General features: G+C 71.7%; 19 protein-coding genes and 1 tRNA gene. 4 read left to right on the top strand and 16 right to left on the bottom strand.

Annotated elements, in window-relative coordinates; all coding sequences use genetic code 11:
* Positions 1 to 21: 21 nt before the first annotated feature.
* Positions 22 to 1,584 carry a hypothetical protein gene (locus ACZ4UV_RS13260; protein ID WP_451016696.1) on the bottom strand — a complete coding sequence of 521 codons (1,563 nt, stop codon included), beginning with the start codon at positions 1,582 to 1,584 and terminating at the stop codon, positions 22 to 24.
* A gap of 383 nt (positions 1,585 to 1,967) precedes the next feature.
* Here ACZ4UV_RS13260 and ACZ4UV_RS13255 point away from each other — a divergent pair, with 383 nt between their 5' ends.
* Entirely contained in the window at positions 1,968 to 3,173 is a 1,206-nt protein-coding gene (locus tag ACZ4UV_RS13255) for a DUF2207 family protein (RefSeq protein ID WP_451016697.1), read from the top strand.
* Between the two features lie 901 nt (positions 3,174 to 4,074).
* Here the strand turns inward: ACZ4UV_RS13255 and ACZ4UV_RS13250 are convergent.
* Positions 4,075 to 4,148: transfer RNA gene (locus tag ACZ4UV_RS13250), tRNA-Pro, on the bottom strand.
* A gap of 141 nt (positions 4,149 to 4,289) precedes the next feature.
* Here ACZ4UV_RS13250 and ACZ4UV_RS13245 point away from each other — a divergent pair.
* Both ACZ4UV_RS13245 and ACZ4UV_RS13240 read left to right on the top strand, forming a co-directional pair.
* Entirely contained in the window at positions 4,290 to 4,991 is a 702-nt protein-coding gene (locus ACZ4UV_RS13245; protein ID WP_451023311.1) for a transketolase, read from the top strand.
* 41 nt (positions 4,992 to 5,032) lie between these two features.
* Positions 5,033 to 5,944, top strand: a complete 912-nt coding sequence (locus ACZ4UV_RS13240) for a transketolase family protein (protein ID WP_390036946.1) — start codon at positions 5,033 to 5,035, stop codon at positions 5,942 to 5,944.
* Here ACZ4UV_RS13240 and ACZ4UV_RS13235 read toward each other — a convergent pair whose 3' ends face one another.
* The 9 genes from ACZ4UV_RS13235 to ACZ4UV_RS13195 form a co-directional block, all read right to left on the bottom strand.
* Positions 5,945 to 6,307, bottom strand: a complete 363-nt coding sequence (locus ACZ4UV_RS13235) for an MmcQ/YjbR family DNA-binding protein (protein WP_390036947.1) — start codon at positions 6,305 to 6,307, stop codon at positions 5,945 to 5,947.
* 30 nt (positions 6,308 to 6,337) lie between these two features.
* A complete protein-coding gene (locus tag ACZ4UV_RS13230) occupies positions 6,338 to 6,874 on the bottom strand; it encodes a GNAT family N-acetyltransferase (protein ID WP_467837780.1) in 537 nt (178 codons plus the stop codon).
* Complete coding sequence (locus tag ACZ4UV_RS13225) at positions 6,871 to 7,452, bottom strand: helix-turn-helix domain-containing protein (protein ID WP_467837778.1); 582 nt, start codon at positions 7,450 to 7,452, stop codon at positions 6,871 to 6,873. The genes ACZ4UV_RS13230 and ACZ4UV_RS13225 overlap by 4 nt, the downstream gene beginning before the upstream one ends.
* 46 nt (positions 7,453 to 7,498) lie before the next feature.
* Positions 7,499 to 8,401: a LysR family transcriptional regulator gene (locus ACZ4UV_RS13220; protein ID WP_390036950.1), complete on the bottom strand. Its 903-nt coding sequence runs from the start codon at positions 8,399 to 8,401 to the stop codon at positions 7,499 to 7,501.
* An 88-nt stretch (positions 8,402 to 8,489) separates the two neighbouring features.
* On the bottom strand, positions 8,490 to 9,683 hold the full coding sequence (locus ACZ4UV_RS13215) for a glycine C-acetyltransferase (RefSeq protein ID WP_390036951.1): 1,194 nt from the start codon (positions 9,681 to 9,683) through the stop codon (positions 8,490 to 8,492).
* A gap of 31 nt (positions 9,684 to 9,714) precedes the next feature.
* The gene (gene tdh, locus ACZ4UV_RS13210; RefSeq protein WP_467837775.1) at positions 9,715 to 10,743 is read right to left on the bottom strand and encodes an L-threonine 3-dehydrogenase; all 1,029 of its coding nucleotides are present in this window, start codon (positions 10,741 to 10,743) and stop codon (positions 9,715 to 9,717) included.
* Between the two features lie 177 nt (positions 10,744 to 10,920).
* Complete coding sequence (locus tag ACZ4UV_RS13205; protein WP_390036954.1) at positions 10,921 to 11,292, bottom strand: YybH family protein; 372 nt, start codon at positions 11,290 to 11,292, stop codon at positions 10,921 to 10,923.
* 52 nt (positions 11,293 to 11,344) lie between these two features.
* The gene (locus ACZ4UV_RS13200) at positions 11,345 to 12,058 is read right to left on the bottom strand and encodes an SDR family NAD(P)-dependent oxidoreductase (protein ID WP_467837773.1); all 714 of its coding nucleotides are present in this window, start codon (positions 12,056 to 12,058) and stop codon (positions 11,345 to 11,347) included.
* Positions 12,059 to 12,190: 132 nt separating this feature from the next.
* On the bottom strand, positions 12,191 to 13,120 hold the full coding sequence (locus ACZ4UV_RS13195) for a LysR family transcriptional regulator (RefSeq protein ID WP_451019803.1): 930 nt from the start codon (positions 13,118 to 13,120) through the stop codon (positions 12,191 to 12,193).
* Positions 13,121 to 13,227: 107 nt separating this feature from the next.
* Between ACZ4UV_RS13195 and ACZ4UV_RS13190 the strand changes: the two genes are divergently transcribed.
* Entirely contained in the window at positions 13,228 to 13,530 is a 303-nt protein-coding gene (locus tag ACZ4UV_RS13190; protein ID WP_451019802.1) for a muconolactone Delta-isomerase family protein, read from the top strand.
* Between the two features lie 72 nt (positions 13,531 to 13,602).
* On the opposite strand, the gene ACZ4UV_RS13185 is transcribed toward ACZ4UV_RS13190, so the two are convergent.
* The 5 genes from ACZ4UV_RS13185 to ACZ4UV_RS13165 all read right to left on the bottom strand — a co-directional run bounded on the left by ACZ4UV_RS13185 (position 13,603) and on the right by ACZ4UV_RS13165 (position 18,120).
* Positions 13,603 to 14,184 (bottom strand): GAF domain-containing protein, encoded by a 582-nt coding sequence (locus tag ACZ4UV_RS13185; protein ID WP_451019801.1) that lies wholly within the window; start codon positions 14,182 to 14,184, stop codon positions 13,603 to 13,605.
* A gap of 61 nt (positions 14,185 to 14,245) precedes the next feature.
* Positions 14,246 to 14,845: a GTP-binding protein gene (locus ACZ4UV_RS13180; protein ID WP_351495158.1), complete on the bottom strand. Its 600-nt coding sequence runs from the start codon at positions 14,843 to 14,845 to the stop codon at positions 14,246 to 14,248.
* On the bottom strand, positions 14,823 to 15,194 hold the full coding sequence (locus ACZ4UV_RS13175; RefSeq protein ID WP_217552435.1) for a DUF742 domain-containing protein: 372 nt from the start codon (positions 15,192 to 15,194) through the stop codon (positions 14,823 to 14,825). Before ACZ4UV_RS13175 ends, ACZ4UV_RS13180 begins: the two co-directional genes overlap by 23 nt.
* A gap of 2 nt (positions 15,195 to 15,196) precedes the next feature.
* Entirely contained in the window at positions 15,197 to 15,631 is a 435-nt protein-coding gene (locus tag ACZ4UV_RS13170; RefSeq protein ID WP_089107225.1) for a roadblock/LC7 domain-containing protein, read from the bottom strand.
* A gap of 74 nt (positions 15,632 to 15,705) precedes the next feature.
* Positions 15,706 to 18,120 carry an ATP-binding protein gene (locus tag ACZ4UV_RS13165; protein ID WP_467837769.1) on the bottom strand — a complete coding sequence of 805 codons (2,415 nt, stop codon included), beginning with the start codon at positions 18,118 to 18,120 and terminating at the stop codon, positions 15,706 to 15,708.
* Between the last annotated feature and the right edge of the window lie 215 nt (positions 18,121 to 18,335).

The raw sequence follows: 18,335 nt of genomic DNA, 5'->3' as shown, positions 1-18,335 counted from the left end.
CTGACAGGAGGCTGCCCCGGATCAGCTCATCATCTGATCGGCGACCACTGCCACGGAACGGGGCACGATCCGCTCCAGGACCGGCAGAACGGGATCCCAGTCGCCCGCAACCCTCACGGCCTGCGCGGCGAGCCTGCGGGCGTGGGACGGCTCGGACAACTCCACGAGTGCGGCCAGGGCGCGGGCTCGTGTCGCGCGGTGGGCGATCGAGCGGGTGAGAGCCTCGGCCCGGGTGTGATCGCCGTGCCGGGCCGACTCCCGGACGACCGCGACCAGTGCCTCGCCCTGCGCCCAGCGGTCGTCGATCGAGTGGACGAGAGCCTCGGCCCAGCCTGGATCGCCACCCCGGGCCAGCTCCCGGACCACTTCGATCAGCGCCCTGTCCTGTGCCCTGCGGTCGTTGATCGTGTGGGCGAGAGCCTCGGCACCGCCCGTGTCACCGGACCGGGCCAGTTCTCCGACGATGTCGGCCTGCCGCGCCACGGACAGATCGGGGTCGAGACGGCCGGCGAGGGCCATAGCCCGCTCGACCTGCCCATGCCTGGCCAGCAGGAGTGTCACGGACCTCAGCAGAATGTCGTGATCACGGCCGTAGCCGGTCTCGAGCAGTGTCTCGGCCCGGTCGGCAAGGGCCAGGACCACGTCCTGGTCGGCGCTGTGAACGACCGCGTCCAGCACACAGGCCATGTCCCAGGCGTCGAGCGGGGATCCGGGAGGGAACGGGCGAACGGCGGCCTCGTCCAGGTCTCCTTCCGGGACCACCATGTCCTGTTCGGCGGCTTCGCCGAGCGCCCACCCGCATACCGTGCCCCCGGCGCCGACGGCTGGTCCGGGCGGGGTGCGCAGGAGAGCATCGAGCCGGTCAAGGTCTCCCGTCAGCGCCTCGCGGGCCAATACCACCGCCAGGGGCCGTGGCTCGGACCACCCCGTCGAGTTGCGGGACAGGGCGATGTCCTCCACGCGGTCGGCAAGTGCGGCGGCCCGGTCCTGGTCGCCGCTGGCGACGGCCACCTCCATGAGGAGGGCGAGCACCTGTTCCGTCCCGTCGGCGGCGTAAGAACTCACCACGTCGTCGGCGCGAGCGGCGAACCTGAGCGCCTCGTCGATGTCGCCGCTGTCCGCCACTGCCTTCGCCAACAGGGCCCAGGCCCACCCCCAGTTGTGCGGGTAACGGATCCTCTCCGCCAGAGCGACGGCCCGGTCACGCTCACCGGCACGGGCCCACGCCGGCACGAGGGCGACCAGTGCCCGGTCCCGCACCTGCCGTAGGGGAATCGACTCGGCCAGCGCCTGAGCGCCGCCCAGGTCTCCCGCGCCCGCCGCGGCCCGCACCAGCTCCAGTAGTTCCGTACCCTGCTGGAGCTCGTCACTGATCGTGTACGCCAGCTCGGCCGCGCGGACGAGGTGGCCGGTGCGGGCAAGCGCCCTTGGGAACCACCCACTGGTGAGACCGGTGCTCGAGTGCCTGCCCACCGACAGCCGCAGAAGGGTCAGCAGGCAGGGCTCGAACCCCCCTTGCGCGATGTCCCTTCCCACGTCGTTCTCGGGTGCCAGGCCGCGACGCAGCTCCCGTTCCCGCGTCATGAAAAGCTCTGGCCCCCACTGGGCCAACCCCTCTGACATGCCTGGTGCCCCCCTTGGCGAAGCCCCTCAACTGCGCACCTGCGCAGGCGGCCCAACAGTAACGGGGCCCCGGCCTGACGGAGTCTCGCCAGTGGCCTGGCCGAAACGCTGGTCCCGTTGGTGCGCAGGAGGGCGACAGCGCGCCCGCGCAGCTGAATCGCCGCAGAGATCCACGCACCCGCTGAGCCCGTTATTTCAACAGGGCAGCGGTGAACATCGCGTGGCTCTCAGCTCGGACATCAGCTTCGACGATGCCTCGGCTGCGTGATTTCCCCGATGCGGTGATCCCTAAGAGCATCTACAGTCGTCTCGGTCACATTTCTGGGGGGCGTATGAAATATCGAATGCTGACCGCCGGTGTGGTGAACCTGCTTATGGGAGACGGGGAGACAACTCCGAAGGGCATCGAGACCACCGCCCTGGAAATGGTCCGCACAGGCCGACTGCAGGGTGAGGAGAAGGCCGACGGTACGGTGACCGTACGGATCGTCCCGCAGACCGCCGACTCGGCACCGCTGCGGCCCGTCGAGGAACTGGTGGTCGAACGGATCCGCCGGCGCTGCCGAAGCGGTGTCGACCGCGTACCGATAGGCGCCCTCGGGCCGGGCGACGGCGACGAGTTCTGGGTATGGTGGCGCGGCTTTCAGAACAGCGTCCGCAACGAGGCGACCGTTCTTGGCCTCATACGGCCGGCCCGGAACAAGTACGTGACGCTGCTGTATCGGGGTGCGACCCTCGCGGCCTGGTTCGGCGCCCTGTGGGCCGGCGTTTCGTTCAGTCCCGAGGGGATGCGGATCATTCTCAGAGCGGTCCTCGTGCTCAGCCTGTTGGGGCTGGTGCGACTGTCAGACGTCCCGCTCGCATCCGGGCCCAGGTTGACGGCCGCCGGACGGCAGGCCGCGCGCGAGTGGCGGACCCACGACCGCGCTGGAGAGCATCGGCTGCCCAAACGCCAGGTGGGAGCGGCTGGTCCCGAATCGGCGCTTCCCGTACGCGAGCCGCAGCGGATCTGGTCCGCGTACGGCAGATCGTGGCACGTCGTGGACGCCGGGCCGCTGGACACCCCGCGCTGGGGACACCTGCGGCAGCTCGTGCTGCTGGCCGTGGCCGTGTGCGCCGCCTGTGGCGTCCTGGTCGCGGTGACCCTGACCGCGCACCGCCCGGCGTTGGCCTGGGAATGGGACACCGCTCCGCTGCTCACCGGCGTACTGCTGTGGGGTTTGTGGCTGCCGGCCCGCCGCCGGGTCCTGGCCGTTCCCGACGAGGCGAGCTTTCGCGGTGCCGTCATCTCGCGCTGGGACTACGACACCCACTACGACGACCCGCCCACGGACATCACGCACTACTGCTGCTCCATCGAGGACCCGGCGACGCGGAAAGCCTGGTCCTTCGAGGTCGACCAGTGGAGCCGACCGATGTTCTCACGCGAAGGGAACCCGGAGCTCAAGGACCGGTTCCGGGTAGGGGACGTCGTCGATGTCCACTGCAGCCCGCGGCGGCGCAAGATCCAACAGATCAGTGTGGTCGAGGCCGTGTCGCGGACCGACTGACGATTCCAGCGACGAGGCGTCGTAACCGCTATCGGTTCGAACTACCACGCAGCCGTAGACGCTGGGTCGGCCAGAACCTCCGGGTACGCGTCCAAGATGGAGGCACAGAGGAAGCCCAGCAGCGGACTGGTCGGTACAAAGCGGTACTTCCCACCAGACGGTGGCGACGAGCCTCGCGCCTCGACCGTCCGCCGGTCCCTGCGTCCAGGGCGCGAGCCATACCGCAACGCGGGCATCCTCCAACCGAGTTGTGCCGGACCCCCAAGACGGGCCTCTAGGTGCCGGATGGCCCCTGTCTCACGCCGGCCCAAGCCGCACTCGTCCACGTCGACCCTTGAAGCCACCACTCCCGAGACCTACTTGACAGTCGGCGCCGACGACCTGCTCCACCACTGACCGACGTCGAGGCCACCGGCACGGTGAAGTTCGCAGACCATGCATGCACATGCCGCAGGGAACCTCGTCGCCGCTGGGGGCTCCCTGGACCTTCTTGGGCCGTCCGGCTGCATCAACGGGCGGCATCAGGGTTCAACAGCCGTAATTGGCACGAGTCAGCAGGCCCATCGACATCCGTGCCACACGCTGCCTCAGGGCCAAACCGGCGCGATGCCAGACGTCGATAGCTGCCAGCCTCCGGGAGGTCACGTCCGATGAAGTGGTGTACCGACGGCCACTCCACGAGACGGGCCCCGCCGCCATCATCTGTCCGGGACGCACTAGAAAATCACAGGTCAAACCATGTATCCGCGCCACCGCCCTGCCATCTGTGGCGCACCTTGACTGGGTCAAGGTGCACCACAGCCCCTTCAACGTGAACTGGTCCCCAAGCGGTCCCCAAGAATAATCAAGGGACCGCTTCAGATCTCCTCTGAAACGGCCCCTGACCTGCGACTTCGCAAAGTCGGGACGACAGGATTTGAACCTGCGACCCCTTGACCCCCAGTCAAGTGCGCTACCAAGCTGCGCCACGTCCCGATGCCCGTTTGACCTGGGGTTTCCCTGGTCGAAACGTGCAGGGAAACAATACCGCACTCGGCTCGGTGGTCGTGCACGCATTTCGTCCGGGGCGGGTGATCGCTTGACCTCAAGTTTGGTTGAGGTCGCACGATCCACGGTATGACGACCACCGAGGAACAGACACGCGGGCATGCCGGTCTGCCCGCCCTGATGAGCCTGATGACCGGCGACGAGAAGCACGGACCGGCCGCGACCTCCACGCTCGACGTGCTGTGGGTGCTCTACGACCGGGTGCTCAGGGTGACCCCGGACCGGATCGACGACCCGGCCCGGGACCGGTTCCTGCTGAGCAAGGGGCACGGGCCGATGGCGTACTACGCGGTGCTCGCCGCCAAGGGCTTCGTCCCGGTGGGGTGGCTTTCGGGCTTCGGCTCCTACGACTCCCCCCTCGGTCACCACCCCGACCGCACCCTCGTCCCGGGCGTCGAGATCGGCAGCGGTTCACTGGGGCACGGGCTGCCGATCGGGGTGGGGACGGCTCTCGGCCTGCGCCTCCAGGGGCTGGACGAGCCCCGGGTGTGGGTGCTGACCGGGGACGCCGAGCTGGACGAGGGCAGCAACCACGAGGCGATCGCCTTCGCCGGGCCCGCCGGTCTGGAGCGGCTGCACACCGTCGTCGTCGACAACTCCTCCGCCCGGCACGCCCGGCCCGGCGGGATCACCGCGCGCTTCGAAGCGGCCGGCTGGTCGGCGATGACCGTCGACGGACGCGACCACGAGGCGCTGTACGAGGCGTTCACCGCCCCGCATCCGGGCCGCCCGCACGTGGTGGTGGCCCGTGTCGAGACCAAGTCCCTCTGACCGGCCGTCCGGCACTTCGCACAGGAAGGGCACTGTTTTCCATGGACACCATGCGTGACCGTTTCGTCCCCGTCGTCTCCCGGCTCCTCGACGAGGATCCGCGGGTCGTGGTAGTCCTCGCCGAGATCGGCGCGGCGACCCTGGAGGAGACACGCCGGCGTCATCCCGACCGGGTGATCAACGTCGGCATCCGCGAGCAGTTGCTGGTCGGCGCGGCGGCCGGGCTGGCGCTGACCGGTCTGCGGCCGGTGGTGCACACCTTCGCCAGTTTTCTGGTCGAGCGGCCCTTCGAGCAGGTCAAGCTGGACCTCGGCCACCAGGACGCCGGTGCGGTGCTGGTCAGCGCGGCCGCCTCCTTCGACTGGCCCGCGGGCGGCTACACGCACATGGCGCCCGGTGACGTGGCGCTGCTCGACACCCTCGACGGCTGGACCGTACACGTGCCGGGGCATCCCGACGAGGCGGAGACCCTGCTGCGGCACGCGGTGGCCGCGGGCGACGAGAAGGTGTACGTGCGCCTGTCCGCGCAGGCCAACCGGGAACCGCTTCCGGTCGACGGACAGCGTGTCCGTACCGTCCGTCAGGGCCGCTCCGGCGTGGTCGTCGCCGTCGGCCCGATGCTGGACGCCGTCCTGGACGCCACCGGAGACCTGGACGTCACGGTCCTGTACGCGACGACGGTGCGTCCCTTCGACGCCGCCGCGCTGCGCCGGGCCACGGAGTCGGCGGGCACGGACGTCGTGCTGGTCGAGCCGTACCTGGCGGGGACGTCCACGCCCGCCGTGAGCGAGGCGCTCGCCGAGGTGCCGCACCGGGTGCTCGGGCTGGGCGTGGGACGGCGCGAGCTGCGGCGCTACGGGACGGTCGAGGAGCATGTGGCCGCGCACGGGCTGGACGCGGGGAGCCTGCGGGACCGGATCACCGCGTTCGTCGGGGCACCGGCCCGCGGGTGATCAGCCTTCCTCGCCGAGCAGCCCCAGCTCCGGGTAGGAGTCCAGGAGCCGGGGCGGGGCGGCCTGCCGCCAGGAGTCGGCGAGGATGTCGCGCAGCTCGCCCTCGTCCTCCAGTGCGGCGAGCCGGACCCGGACCCAGGCGAACTGGGCCTCGTGATCGGCGATCCAGAACTTGCCGGGCTCGGCGAGCACCAGTTCGTCGCGCTCCTCCTTGGGGCAGCGCACGGCGATGGAGGTCTCGTCCTCGGGCAGCGTGGCGAACATCTTCCCGGCGACCCGGAACGTGGGCATGCTCCAGGCGATCTTCTCGCTGGTGTCCGGCAGGGACAGGGCGACACGGCGTACGTCTTCGGCTTCCGGCATGCCCCGAACCGTAGCCCGCGCCACTGACAGTCACCTGGCCGGAGCGTCCACGTGCTTGTAGTAGAGGGTCGTCGGGCGCAGTACGCCGGCGGGGTCGAGGGCGTAGTCGGGGATGACCCCGGCGCGGGTCCAGCCGGCCGAGCGGTAGAGGTGTTCCGCGGGGCTGTCCGTCTCGGTGTCCAGATGGAGCAGGGTGATCCCGGCGGCGGCCGCGGCCTCCTCGGCGACGGCCAGCAGCCCGCGTCCGATGCCCTGGCCCCGCGCCTCGCGGTGGACCATCAGCTTCACCAGCTCGGCGCGGTGCGGGCTGTTGGGTTTGCCGGGGTAGGGGAAGGCGAGGCCGACCGTGCCGACGGTCCGGCCGGTGCCGTCCAGCGCGGCCCAGACGGCGAGCTGCCCTGCGGCCACGGCGGCCACCCGCTCCCGCCACCAGGCGACTGCCCGCTCCCGCTCGAAGGGGGCGAGGAAGCCGACGGACGCCCCGCCGTTCACGGTGTCGGCCAGCAGCTCGGCCAACTCCCCCACCCGCTCGGACAGTTGATCCGCCTCCAGACGCAGTGTCCTCATGGCCGCACCACCGCCAGCACGTATCGGGTCTGCGCCGGTCCCGCGCACCGGAACCGGGTCGACCCCCACACCCGCAGCCGCAGGCAGTCCCCGGCGTCCAGGAGATGCTCGGCTCCCTCCGCCGTCACCGCCAGGCTCCCGTCGAGCACCCAGATGTGCTGCTCCAGGCCGGGCAGCGGCGGCCGGTCGTAGGCGATGTCCGCCCCCGCAGCGAGCCTCCCCTCGACGAGTTCGCCGCGCAGCCCGCCGTGCGGCGGCGACACGGACCGGCGTACGAAACCGGAGGCGCGGTCCTCCCACACCTGCTGCTCGGCGGCGCGCAGCACGGGCGCGGGTGCCGCCTCGACCTCGCTGAGCAGCTGGGACATGGTCCGGCCGTAGACGTTGCAGAGGCGATTGAGGAGGGCTGCCGTCGGGCTGGTCTCGGCCCGTTCGGCCCGGGACAGGGTGGACTTGCCGACTCCGCTGCGCTCCGCCAACTCGCCCAGGGACCAGCCGTGTTCGGCCCGCAGTTCGGCGAGGCGGCGGCCGAGCCGGGCGTCGACGGGGTCGGGGGCGACCGTCGCTTCACGTTCCATATCCGGGACGATATCCCTGATATGGAACGCCGGTGTTAAGGAAGGCTCACAGCCCCGCCGCCTCGCTCAGGGCGTCGAGCACCGGGCGGATCAGCGGATGGTCCTCGGCTCCGCGCCGTACGGCCGCAAAGACGCGGCGGGTCGGGGCGACGCCGTCGACGGGGCGTACGACCACGCCGGTCAGGTCCATGCCGCGCAGCGCGCTGCGCGGGACGAGGGCCACCCCCGCGTCGGCCGCGGCGAGGGCCACCACGGCCCGGAAGTCGTCGGAGGAGTGTTCGAGGCGGGGCTGGAAGCCGGCGCTCTCGCAGGCCAGGACGACCACGTCGTGGCAGGGGTTGCCGGGGTACGGGCCGATCCAGGCGTCCTTGGCCAGTTCGGCGAGAGGAACCTCGCAGGCCTCGGCCAGCCGGTGGTGGAGCGGGACGACGGCGTCGAACGGCTCGGCGTACAGCGGCACGTGGGTGAGCCGGGGGTCGTCGGCGGGCGGGGCCCCTCGGTACTCGACGGCGACCGCGACGTCGACCTGCCGGTCCAGGACCATCGGGAGGCTGGCGTCGCCCTCGGCGTCCTGGACCCGGATGCGGATGCCGGGGGCGATGCGGGCGAGGTGGGCCACGGCCGGGGCGACCACCTCGGCGATGCCGGTGGCGAAGGCGGCGACGGTGACCGTGCCGGCCTCGCCGGAGCCGTAGGCGGCCAGCTCGGCCTCGGCCCGCTCCAGCTGCGCGAGGACCGCGTTGGTGTGGGCGAGCAGGATCTCGCCGGCCGCGGTCAGCCGTACGCCCTTGGCGCTGCGCTCGACCAGGCGGTGGCCGGTCTCCTGTTCGAGTGCCGTCAGCTGTTGGGAGACGGCCGAGGGGGTCAGATACAGCGCGGCGGCAGCCGCAGTCACCGTGCGGTGGTCGGCCACCGCACGGAGGATGTGGAGCCGCCGCGCTTCGATCATGAGGTTGATTATCGCAATATGTCCGAGCCACCCGGACCGTCGGTGCCGTTCAGCCCTTCGGTGCCGCTCAGCCCGCCGGTTCCCTTGTTCAGCCCGCCAGCTCAGCGCGGGCCGCGACGAAGGCGTCCACCGCGCGGTTGACGTCGTCCGTCGAGTGGGCGGCGGACAGCTGGACGCGGATCCGGGCCTGCCCCTGCGGGACCACCGGGTAGGAGAAGCCGATCACGTACACGCCCCGCTCCAGCAGCAGCTCGGCCATCCGGCCCGCCTGTGCCGCGTCGCCGATCATCACGGGGGCGATGGCGTGGTCGCCGGGGAGGATGTCGAAGCCCTCCTCGGTCATCCGGCGGCGGAACAGGGCGGTGTTCTCGGCGAGCCGGACCCGCAGGTCGTCCGCCGCCTCCAGCAGGTCGAGGACCTTCAGCGAGGCCGCCGCGATCACCGGCGCAAGGGTGTTGGAGAAGAGGTAGGGGCGGGAGCGCTGGCGGAGCAGGGCGACGATCTCGGCGCGGGCCGCGACGTAGCCGCCGGAGGCGCCTCCGAGGGCCTTGCCGAGGGTGCCGGTGATGATGTCGACGCGGTCCATCACGCCGTGCAGCTCGGGGGTGCCGCGGCCGGACGGGCCGACGAAGCCGACGGCGTGCGAGTCGTCGACCATGACCATCGCGTCGTAGCGGTCGGCGAGGTCACAGATCTCGCGCAGCGGGGCCACGTAGCCGTCCATGGAGAACACGCCGTCGGTGACGACCAGCCGGCGCCGGGCGCCCTGCGCCTCCTTCAGCTGCCGTTCCAGGTCGGCCAGGTCGCGGTTGGCGTAGCGGAAGCGGCGCGCCTTGGAGAGGCGGATGCCGTCGATGATGGAGGCGTGATTGAGGGCGTCGGAGATCACCGCGTCCTCCTCGCCGAGGAGGGTCTCGAAGACACCGCCGTTGGCGTCGAAGCAGGAGGAGTAGAGGATCGTGTCCTCCTGGCCGAGGAACGCCGACAGGCGGGCCTCCAGCTCCTTGTGGACCTCCTGGGTCCCGCAGATGAAGCGGACGGAGGCCATGCCGTAGCCCCAGCGGTCCAGTGCCTGGTGGGCGGCGGCGATCACCTCGGGGTGGTCGGCGAGGCCCAGGTAGTTGTTGGCGCAGAAGTTGAGGACCTCGCCGGGGCGCCCGCCCGCGGTGACGGCGACGGTCGCGGACTGCGGGGTGCCGATCACGCGCTCGGGCTTGTGCAGGCCGGCGGCGCGGATCTCGTCGAGGGTGGCGCGCAGGTCGTCGCGCACGGAGTCGAACATGCCAGAAGCTCCCAGGGAATGACGCGAGGAATTACACGGTCCAGTCGAGGATGACCTTGCCGCCGCGGCCACTCGCCGCGTCGGCGAAGGCCGCCTCGAAGTCGCGGTGGCCGTAGCGGCCGGTGATCACGGGGGCGAGGTCGAGTCCGCCTTCCAGGAGGACCGACATCGCGTACCAGGTCTCGAACATCTCACGGCCGTAGATGCCCTTGATGGTGATCATCGAGGTGACGATCCGGGCCCAGTCGACGGGGAACTCCTGGGCGGGCAGGCCGAGCACCGCGATACGGCCGCCGTGCGTCATGTTGGCGATCATGTCGCGCATGGCCTCGGGCCGGCCGGACATCTCCAGGCCCACGTCGAAGCCCTCGCGCAGGCCCAGCTCCCGCTGTCCGTCGGCGATATCGGCCTGCGACACGTTCAGGGCGAGGCTCACACCGATCTTGCGGGCGAGGTCGAGGCGCTCCTCGCTGACGTCGGTGATCACGACGTGCCGGGCACCGGCATGCCGGGCCACGGCGGCGGCCATGAGACCGATCGGCCCCGCGCCGGTGATCAGGACGTCCTCGCCGACCAGCGGGAAGGAGAGGGCGGTGTGCACGGCGTTGCCGAACGGGTCGAAGATCGCGGCCACGTCGAGGTCGACGGGGACCCGGTGCACCCAGACGTTGCCGGCGGGCAGCGCGACGTACTCGGCGAACGCGCCGTCCCGGCCGACGCCCAGACCGACCGTGGCCCGGCACAGGTGGCGCCGCCCGGCCTGGCAGTTGCGGCACTTGCCGCAGACGAGGTGGCCCTCGCCGCTGACGCGGTCGCCCGCCTTGATGTCGGTGACGTCCCGGCCGGTCGCCACGACCTCGCCGACGAACTCGTGCCCGACCACGAGCGGGGTGGTGATCGCCTGCCGGGCCCAGCCGTCCCAGGCCCGGATGTGCAGGTCCGTGCCGCAGATGCCGGTCCGCAGGACCTTGATCAGTACGTCACCGGGACCGACCGTGGGCTCCGGCACGTCCGTGAGCCACAGCCCGGGCTCCGCCTTCTCCTTGACCAGCGCCTTCAACGCTACGGCTCCTGTGCGTGAGGTCCCGGCCGCGGGGACGCCGAAGCGGCCCGCGGCCGGGGAGGGGGGTGGAATCTCACAGCAATCTGCCGCACCCCGGCGCATCGGTCCATCGAGGATTTCTTAAGCGCCGCCACAGCTCGGCTTCACACCCCCGGAACACCCGGCAGGAGACGGCTAGTCGAGCCGGGAGACCTGGTAGTGGGCGATGTGCCAGTCCTCGCCCGTCCGGGTGACGAGGACGGAGAGTTTCACGTCCAGCGGGGGCCGGTCCGTGAAGGAGAACTCGACGGCCAGGTAGCCGAGGACGACGCCGTCGGCGGGCCGCCGGGTCTCCAGGACGCGGTACGCCGCCTTCATCCCGAGGGGCTGGGAGTCGTAGTAGGCGGCGACGCCCTGCCGTCCGACGCTGTAGGGGTGCAGGCCCTGGAAGACGGCGTCCTCGGTGAACTGGGCCGCGACGCGCTCGGGTCGGTGTGCGTCGACGGCCGCCTTCCACCGGTCGAGGACCCCGGTCAGGATCGCCGTGTCGTCCGCCGTGCTGGTCATGTCCGCTCCTTTGGGTGTTTCCGGGCGAGGTGCTGGGTGACGTGCCGTGCCGTCAGTGTCCGGCGCTCATACCGCCGTCGACATGCAGGATCTCGCCGGTGACGAACGGCGCGCTCTCCAGGAAGAGCACCGCGTCGACGATGTCGCTCACTTCACCCATCCGGCCGACCGGGTGCAGGGCGGCGAGGAACTCGTGGGTCTCCGCCGGGTGCATGGGAGTCTTGATCGTGCCGGGCGACACCGCGTTGACGCGGATGCCACGGGTGGCGTACTCGATCGCCAGGGACTTGGTCGCGGACTGCAGGCCACCCTTGGTCAGCGAGGCCAGGACGGAGGGGACCCGGGCGTCCGCGCTGTCGACCAGGCTGGTGGTGACGCTGACGACGTGCCCGCCGCCCTGGGCGAGCAGGTGCGGGACCGCCTGCTGGGTGAGGTGGAAGAAGCCGGCGACGTTGATGCCGGTCACGGCGGCGTAGTCCGCGGCGGTGTAGTCGGTGAAGGGCTTCGCGACGAAGATGCCCGCATTGTTGACCACGGTGTCGATCCGGCCGAACCGCTCGACGGCGGCGGCCACGACCCGCGCGGCGGTCGCCGGGTCCGCGATGTCGCCCTGGACGGTCAGGACGTCGGCGTCGTCGGCGGGGGCGATGGTGCGCGAGGTGGCGACGACCGCGTAGCCGAGCTTGCGGTAGCCCTCGACGAGGGCGGCGCCGATACCCTGGGACGCACCGGTGACGATCGCGACCTTCTGCTGCTGCGTGCTCATGATGATGACCTTCTCCGTAGTGGCTGACCGGTCACTAGCCGACCGGTCGACTATTTGGAAGGTAGGCCGGGCCCGTCGCAGGTGCCAGGATCGGTTTCCTCCTGGCTGGGAGGCGCAGCCTCCCAGCGCAGCTCAGCCGTGGAGCGCGTACGGGTCGCCCGCGGGCAGCCAGGCGTCCGGGGCGTGGATCCCGAGGTCGCCGACGCCGTCGCACAGAGCGTCGACGGCGGCCAGGACGCCGGCCCGGTCCTCGCTCGCGCGCCAGACCAGGGACCAGGTCCAGTACACCTTCGGCGCGACGATCTCGCGGCGGACCAGGTCGGGCGGGAGCGGATCGGTCTGGCCCTTGGGCGAGTTGAGGACGGGCCGGGTACAGCGCCGGACGTGGTCGAAGTAGGCGGGGCCGGTGACGGCGCCGTCGGAGATGCGCACCGGACGGGCGCCGACGGCCTGCGTGAGCTCTTCGGCGTACACGTTCCAGGAGGCCCAGGAGGTGACGTCCTCGTCGATCAGGATGTCGGTGTCCCGGGCCGGCAGGTCGCTCGTGTCGGTGCCCTTGGCGACGGCGTACAGCCGGTCCGCGCCGATCAGCCGGGCCCGCAGCCCGAGCCGTTCGAGGTCCTCGGCACGCACCCAGCAGACGGCCAGATCCAGGCTGCCGTCGGCGACCCGGGCGGCCTGGGTGTGGGACGGCGCGACCCAGGCGTCCACATGCACCCGGGCCACCGCGGCCGTCCGCGAACCCAGGTCCGGTGGCAGCCAGTTGACGTAGCCGAGCCGTACCGCCTGGGAGCCCGAGAGGCGGCCCGCCCGGCGTTTGAGGTCGTCGGCCCGCTCCAGCAGGTCCCGGGTGTGCGGGAGCAGCGCGGCGCCGGCGGGGGTGAGGGAGACCGAGCGGCGGTCCCGGTCGAACAGCCGGACGCCCAGGTCCCGTTCGAGCGCCTTGATCTGCTGGGAGAGGGAGGGGCCGGCGATGAGCAGCCGCTCGGCGGCCCGGCCGAAGTTCAGCTCCTCGGCGACCGCGACGAAGTACCGCAGCTGGCGCAGTTCCACGCGCGTCATGCTACGCGCGCTGGGAGGCCGCGCCTCCCAGCAGCGAGTCAGCCGGTCGTGGCGGCGGTGCCGGCGGCGGCGCACGATGGACTCACCAACGACGGAGGGAGCACATCGTGCGAGAGTTCCTGGTCGAGATCACCACGCACATCCCCGAGGGCACGGGCCAGGACGAGGTCGACCGGCGGCGGGCCGCGGAGGCCGTGCGGGCGGGGGAACTGGCCGCGACCGGTCACCTGGCCCGGCTGTGGCGGCCGGTGGGCGAGTCGCGCAGCATCGGCGTCTGGCGGGCCGCCGACGAGGAGGAACTCCACGAGAAGGTGCTTGGCACCCTGCCACTGCGCCCGTGGATGACGGTCACCGTCACTCCGCTGGAGTCCCACCCCAACGACCCGGGCCGGGTCGAGGACGCCCGATGACCCCCGCCGCGGGCATGGGTCAGGACACGGAGATAATAGACCAGTCGGCTGGTAGAAGGGCTGTTCCCGTCGTTACAGCAGCGGCAGACCGTCTGCCTCGCGGCGCTCGATGCGGGCCACCAGGTCGGCCGCCGACGACTTGATGGTCTCCAGACCGGGCCGGCCCCAGGGCCGCGGGTCCACGTCGACCACGCACACGGTGCCGAGCACCGTCCCCGTGCTGTCGATCAGCGGGGCGCCCAGGTAGGAACGGATGCCGAACTCGTCGACGACCGGGTTTCCCGCGAACCGCGGGTAGTCGCAGACGTCCTCCAGGACCAGCGCCCTGCGCCGGACCACCACATGGGGGCAGAAACCATGGTCGCGGGGCAGCGCACGGCCGAGGACCGGGGTGCTGCCGTCGGGCCGTACCACGGGCGGCGCCACGTCCGGCAGGTGCAGGCCCGCGAAGAACTGACGGTTCAGGTCGATGAAGTTGACCATGGCGTACGGCGCCCGGGTGACCTCTGCGAGCCGGTCCGCGTAGGCGTCGAGGGCGGGGTCCGGGTCCGCGCCCAGGCGCAGTTGGCCGAGGCGCCGGGTGCGCTCGGGGGCCTCCTTGTCCTCCGGCGTGAGCAGCAGCCGGCCGGCCGGGCGCGGTGGGTCGTACCTCATGCGCGGGCTCCGTCGCAGTGGACGTGGGTCATATACGGGCTCCGTGAGGGGTGTATGGGGTTCACATGTGGGCGCCGTGGCTCGGCGCGGAGACCGGAGCGTGGGCGATGAGATGGCGGACGAGGGTGAGCAGGGTCTGGACCCCGGAGCTGGAGATACGGGCGTCGCAGCGGACCACCGGGACCTCCGGGTCGAGGTCGATGGCGGCGCGCACCTCCTCGGGGTCGTAGCGGTAGGAGCCGTCGAACTCGTTGATGGCGACGATGAAGCCGAGGCCGCGCTCCTCGAAGAAGTCGACGGCCGCGAAGCAGTCCTCCAGGCGCCGTGTGTCGGCGAGGATGACCGCACCGAGCGCGCCCTCGGACAGCTCGTCCCACATGAACCAGAACCGCTCCTGTCCGGGCGTGCCGAACAGGTAGAGCACGTGCTCCGGGTCCAGGGTGATGCGGCCGAAGTCCATGGCCACGGTCGTCTCGACCTTGTTCTCGATCCCGTCGAGGCTGTCGGTCGCGGCGCTGACCGTGGTGAGGAGTTCCTCCGTGGACAGCGGCGCGATCTCGCTGACCGCGCCCACGAAGGTGGTCTTGCCGACCCCGAACCCACCGGCCACCAGGATTTTCAGCGCGGTGGGGAAGGGATCAGAGCTGTCGTCGTAGTCCATCGAGCACTGCCTCCAGGAGGGACCTGTCAGTGGGGTTGTGGTGGAACACGGGGGGCTTGGCGGTCAGCGCCCCGCAGTCGACCAGGTCGGAGAGCAGCACCTTGGTGACCACGGCGGGCAGTTTGAGGTGCGCGGCGACCTCGGCGACCGAGACGGGGGCCCGGCACAGGTCGAGGGCCTGTGCGTGTTCGAGGCCGAGGTAGCCGAGGGGCGTGGACCCGGTCGCCATCACCTGCGACATGAGGTCGAGGGCGATGCTGGGCTCGGTCCGGCCGTTGCTGACCGTGAACGGGCGCACGAGGCGTCCGGCCGCGTCGTCGAGCCAGGGCCCGTCGCCGGCTGCCGCCACCCTCAAGGCCTCATCGCCGTGGATTCGACGGCGTGCTGCCGGGGCGCGGTGACGAGGTACGGGCGGACGCTCTTGACCAGCATCGCCATCTCGTAGCCGAGGACGGCCGCGTCGGCCTCCCGGCCCGCCAGCACGGCGAGACAGGTGCCGGAGCCGGCGGTGGTGACGAACAGCAGCGTCGAGTCGAGTTCGACGACGACCTGGCGGACGTCCCCGCCGTCGCCGAACCGGACGCCCGCGCTGCGGCCGAGCGAGTACAGGCCGGAGGCGAGCGCCGCCATGTGGTCGGCGCTGTCCGGGTCTAGGCCGTGGACGGACTTCACCAGTCCGTCGCAGGACAGGAGCACCGCACTGGTGGTGTGCGGCACGCGCTGCACCAGGCCGCTCATCAGCCAGTCGAGGTCGGATACCTGGGCGGTCGGCGCATCGCTCGCCATGGTGGATCGACTCCTTGGGGTACGAAGATCAGCGGGAGCGCTGGGGGTGGGGGTGGGGGTGGGAACGGTGCTGGTCATCCGGCCGGTGCGCTCCCGTCGGGCCGGGCGGTGAATTCGGAGGTGTGCACCGGGCGCAGGGCCTGGGAGTACGACTGGGACCGGGACGCGGACTGGGTGTCGGCGGGGTCCCGGTGGGCTCGGCTCATGTGCGTGGGGGCCATGTGGTCTGTGGGGGCCATGTGGTCCGTGGCCGCCGGGTGGCCTGTGGCCATGTGGCCCGAGGTCGTGTGGCTGGAGGCCATGTGCCCCGGAGCCAGGGGGTCCGGGGCCAGGGGGTCCGGCGCCAGGGGGTCCGGCGCCAGGGGGTCCGGCGCCAGGGGTTCTGGGGTCATGCGGTCCCGGGCGGACTGGTCCGGCGCCGTGTGGTCGGAAGCTGTGTGGTCGGAAGCGGTGTGGCCCGGGGTCAGGTACCCGGACTCCACGTGTGCCGCCTCCATATGCGCGGCCTCCATGTGCGTTGCGTCCATGTGCGTGGCATGGGACGTGTTGGGCGGCCGATCGCCGGATCCGTCACCAGCGGCCATGCCGGCGAAGCCCACGGTGGTGAATCCGTTATGGGGGGACGCGCCATGTGCCCCGCCCACAGGCTCGGCGGCGGTCGGCTCCCCCTCGGTGGCCTCCAGGTGTTGCTGGGCCTCGGCGAGGCCGATGCCGCGCTGGAAGGCCGCCATCAGGCCGGGGTCGTGCCCGGCCGGGTTCTCGTTCTCCTGGCGGGGCGCGGGGCCGCCGCGCAGCTGGGGAACGATGTGCTCCTGGGCGCGCCGGCGCGGCAGTTGGGGCTTGCCCATCGTGCCGCGCACGGCGCCGACCCGCGGTACCGGCGGGGCACCGGCGTGCTCGGCGACCGCCGGCCGATCCTCGGGCCGGATGCCGGGCAGCGCCTCGGCGGGGTTCGGGCGGGTCTCCTGGGCACCGCGCACCGGCAGCGGCGCGGGCGCGCTCCCGTGCTGCGCGTGCCGGCGCCGTCCGCCGGCGGCAGCCGTGGCGGGACCCTGCTGCTGCCCGGGCCCTCGGCCGGCCGGCGGCCCGCCCGCGGTAGCCCTGCCTCCGGCTCCCGTGTCCGGCCCGGCGGCGCCGCCCGGGACGCCCGCCGGCGTCCCGGTGCCGTCGGACGGCCGGGCTCTCCCGGCTCCGGGCGCACCGGTCGGCGCCCCCGGCGCACCGCCCCCGTGCGCCGGGTCGCGCGGCTGCGGTACCGAACCGGGAGTCCCGGGTAGGCCCGGTGCCGTACCCAGCAGGCCCTGCGGGACGACGAGTACGGCCTGGACGCCGCCGTAGATGTTGGTCTGGAGACGGACGTTGATGCCGTGGCGGCGGGCGAGCTGGGAGACGACGAAGAGGCCGATGCGGCCGTCGGCCAGCAGGCTGGCGACGTTGACCTGGTCGGGGTCGGCGAGCAGGGCGTTCATCTTGGACTGTTCACCGACCGGCATGCCGAGTCCGCGGTCCTCCACCTCGACCGCGAGGCCGGAGGTGACGAGGTTGGCGCGGAGCAGCACCTGGGTGTGCGGGGCGGAGAACACCGTGGCGTTCTCGACGAGTTCGGCGAGGAGATGGATGACGTCGGCGACGGCGTGCCCGCGCAGTTCGCCGTCGATCGGCGGGACGAGCTTGACCCGGGAGTACTGCTCGACCTCGGCGATGGCGGAGCGCAGCACCTCCGTCATGGAGACGGGGTTGCTCCACTGCCGCCTGGACACGGCGCCGCCGAGGACGGCGAGGTTCTCGGCGTGCCGTCGGATCCGGGTGGCCAGGTGGTCGACGTGGAAGAGGCCCTTGAGGAGGTCCGGGTCCTCGATCTCGTTCTCCAGTTCATCGAGGATCGAGATTTCCCGGTGCACGAGGGACTGAAGCCGCCGCGCCAGGTTGACGAAGACCTCCAGCTTCTGTTCGCTGCCGGCCTGGCTGGAGAGCTGGGCCGCCTGGACGACGGCGGTGACGGCGCCGTCGTGCGCGCGGGACAGGTCGGCGGCGAGCAGCTCGAAGTCGTCCGCGTCCCCGGGCGGTCCTCCGCGCGGCTTGCGCGGGGGCGGGGTCTCGCCGCGGCGCAGTGCCTCGACGAGGGCCAGCAGATCTGCCTCGCCGCGTGCGGCGTTGCGGCGCAGGACGCCCACACGGTCGCTGACCGAGCGGGCGGCACGGCCCGCGGCCACGGCGGCGATCACGATGCCCGCGGCCGTCACCGAGACCGCTCCGGCGAGCACGGCCAGCAGGGTGAGGCTGGGCCGGGCGCCGGTGGAGCGGACGGTGAACAGGACGGCCGCACAGCCGCTGAGCGCCACCGCGACCGGGGGCAGCACCGCCAGTCGCATGAGCTGAGGCCGTATGTGGGTCTCGGGCAGCGCGGGAACGGGTCGGGCGACCGGTCGTCCGTGCCGGCCGCCCTCACGGCGGTCGGCACGGGCGGCCGGTGCGCGGAGGTGAGACATCTGCGTCCTCGTACTGGTCCGTCGGGCCTGGTTTCTCGCGCGGGTCGCGCGAGTCGGGCATGCGCCATCGCGGTGCCGGGCGTGGGGACCGCAAAAGAATTCGGCCCCGCGTCGTCCGACGGACACTCACAGTAGTCGCCGACGCATCATGTGCGGTGGGCAGTTGACAAAGTCCCCCGGAGATGGTCCCGCTCTGGTATGAGCCGTCGTACGAA

The sequence above is a fragment of the Streptomyces sp. NPDC028289 genome (assembly GCF_055565975.1).
This window is presented reverse-complemented; position numbering and strand designations above follow the sequence as displayed.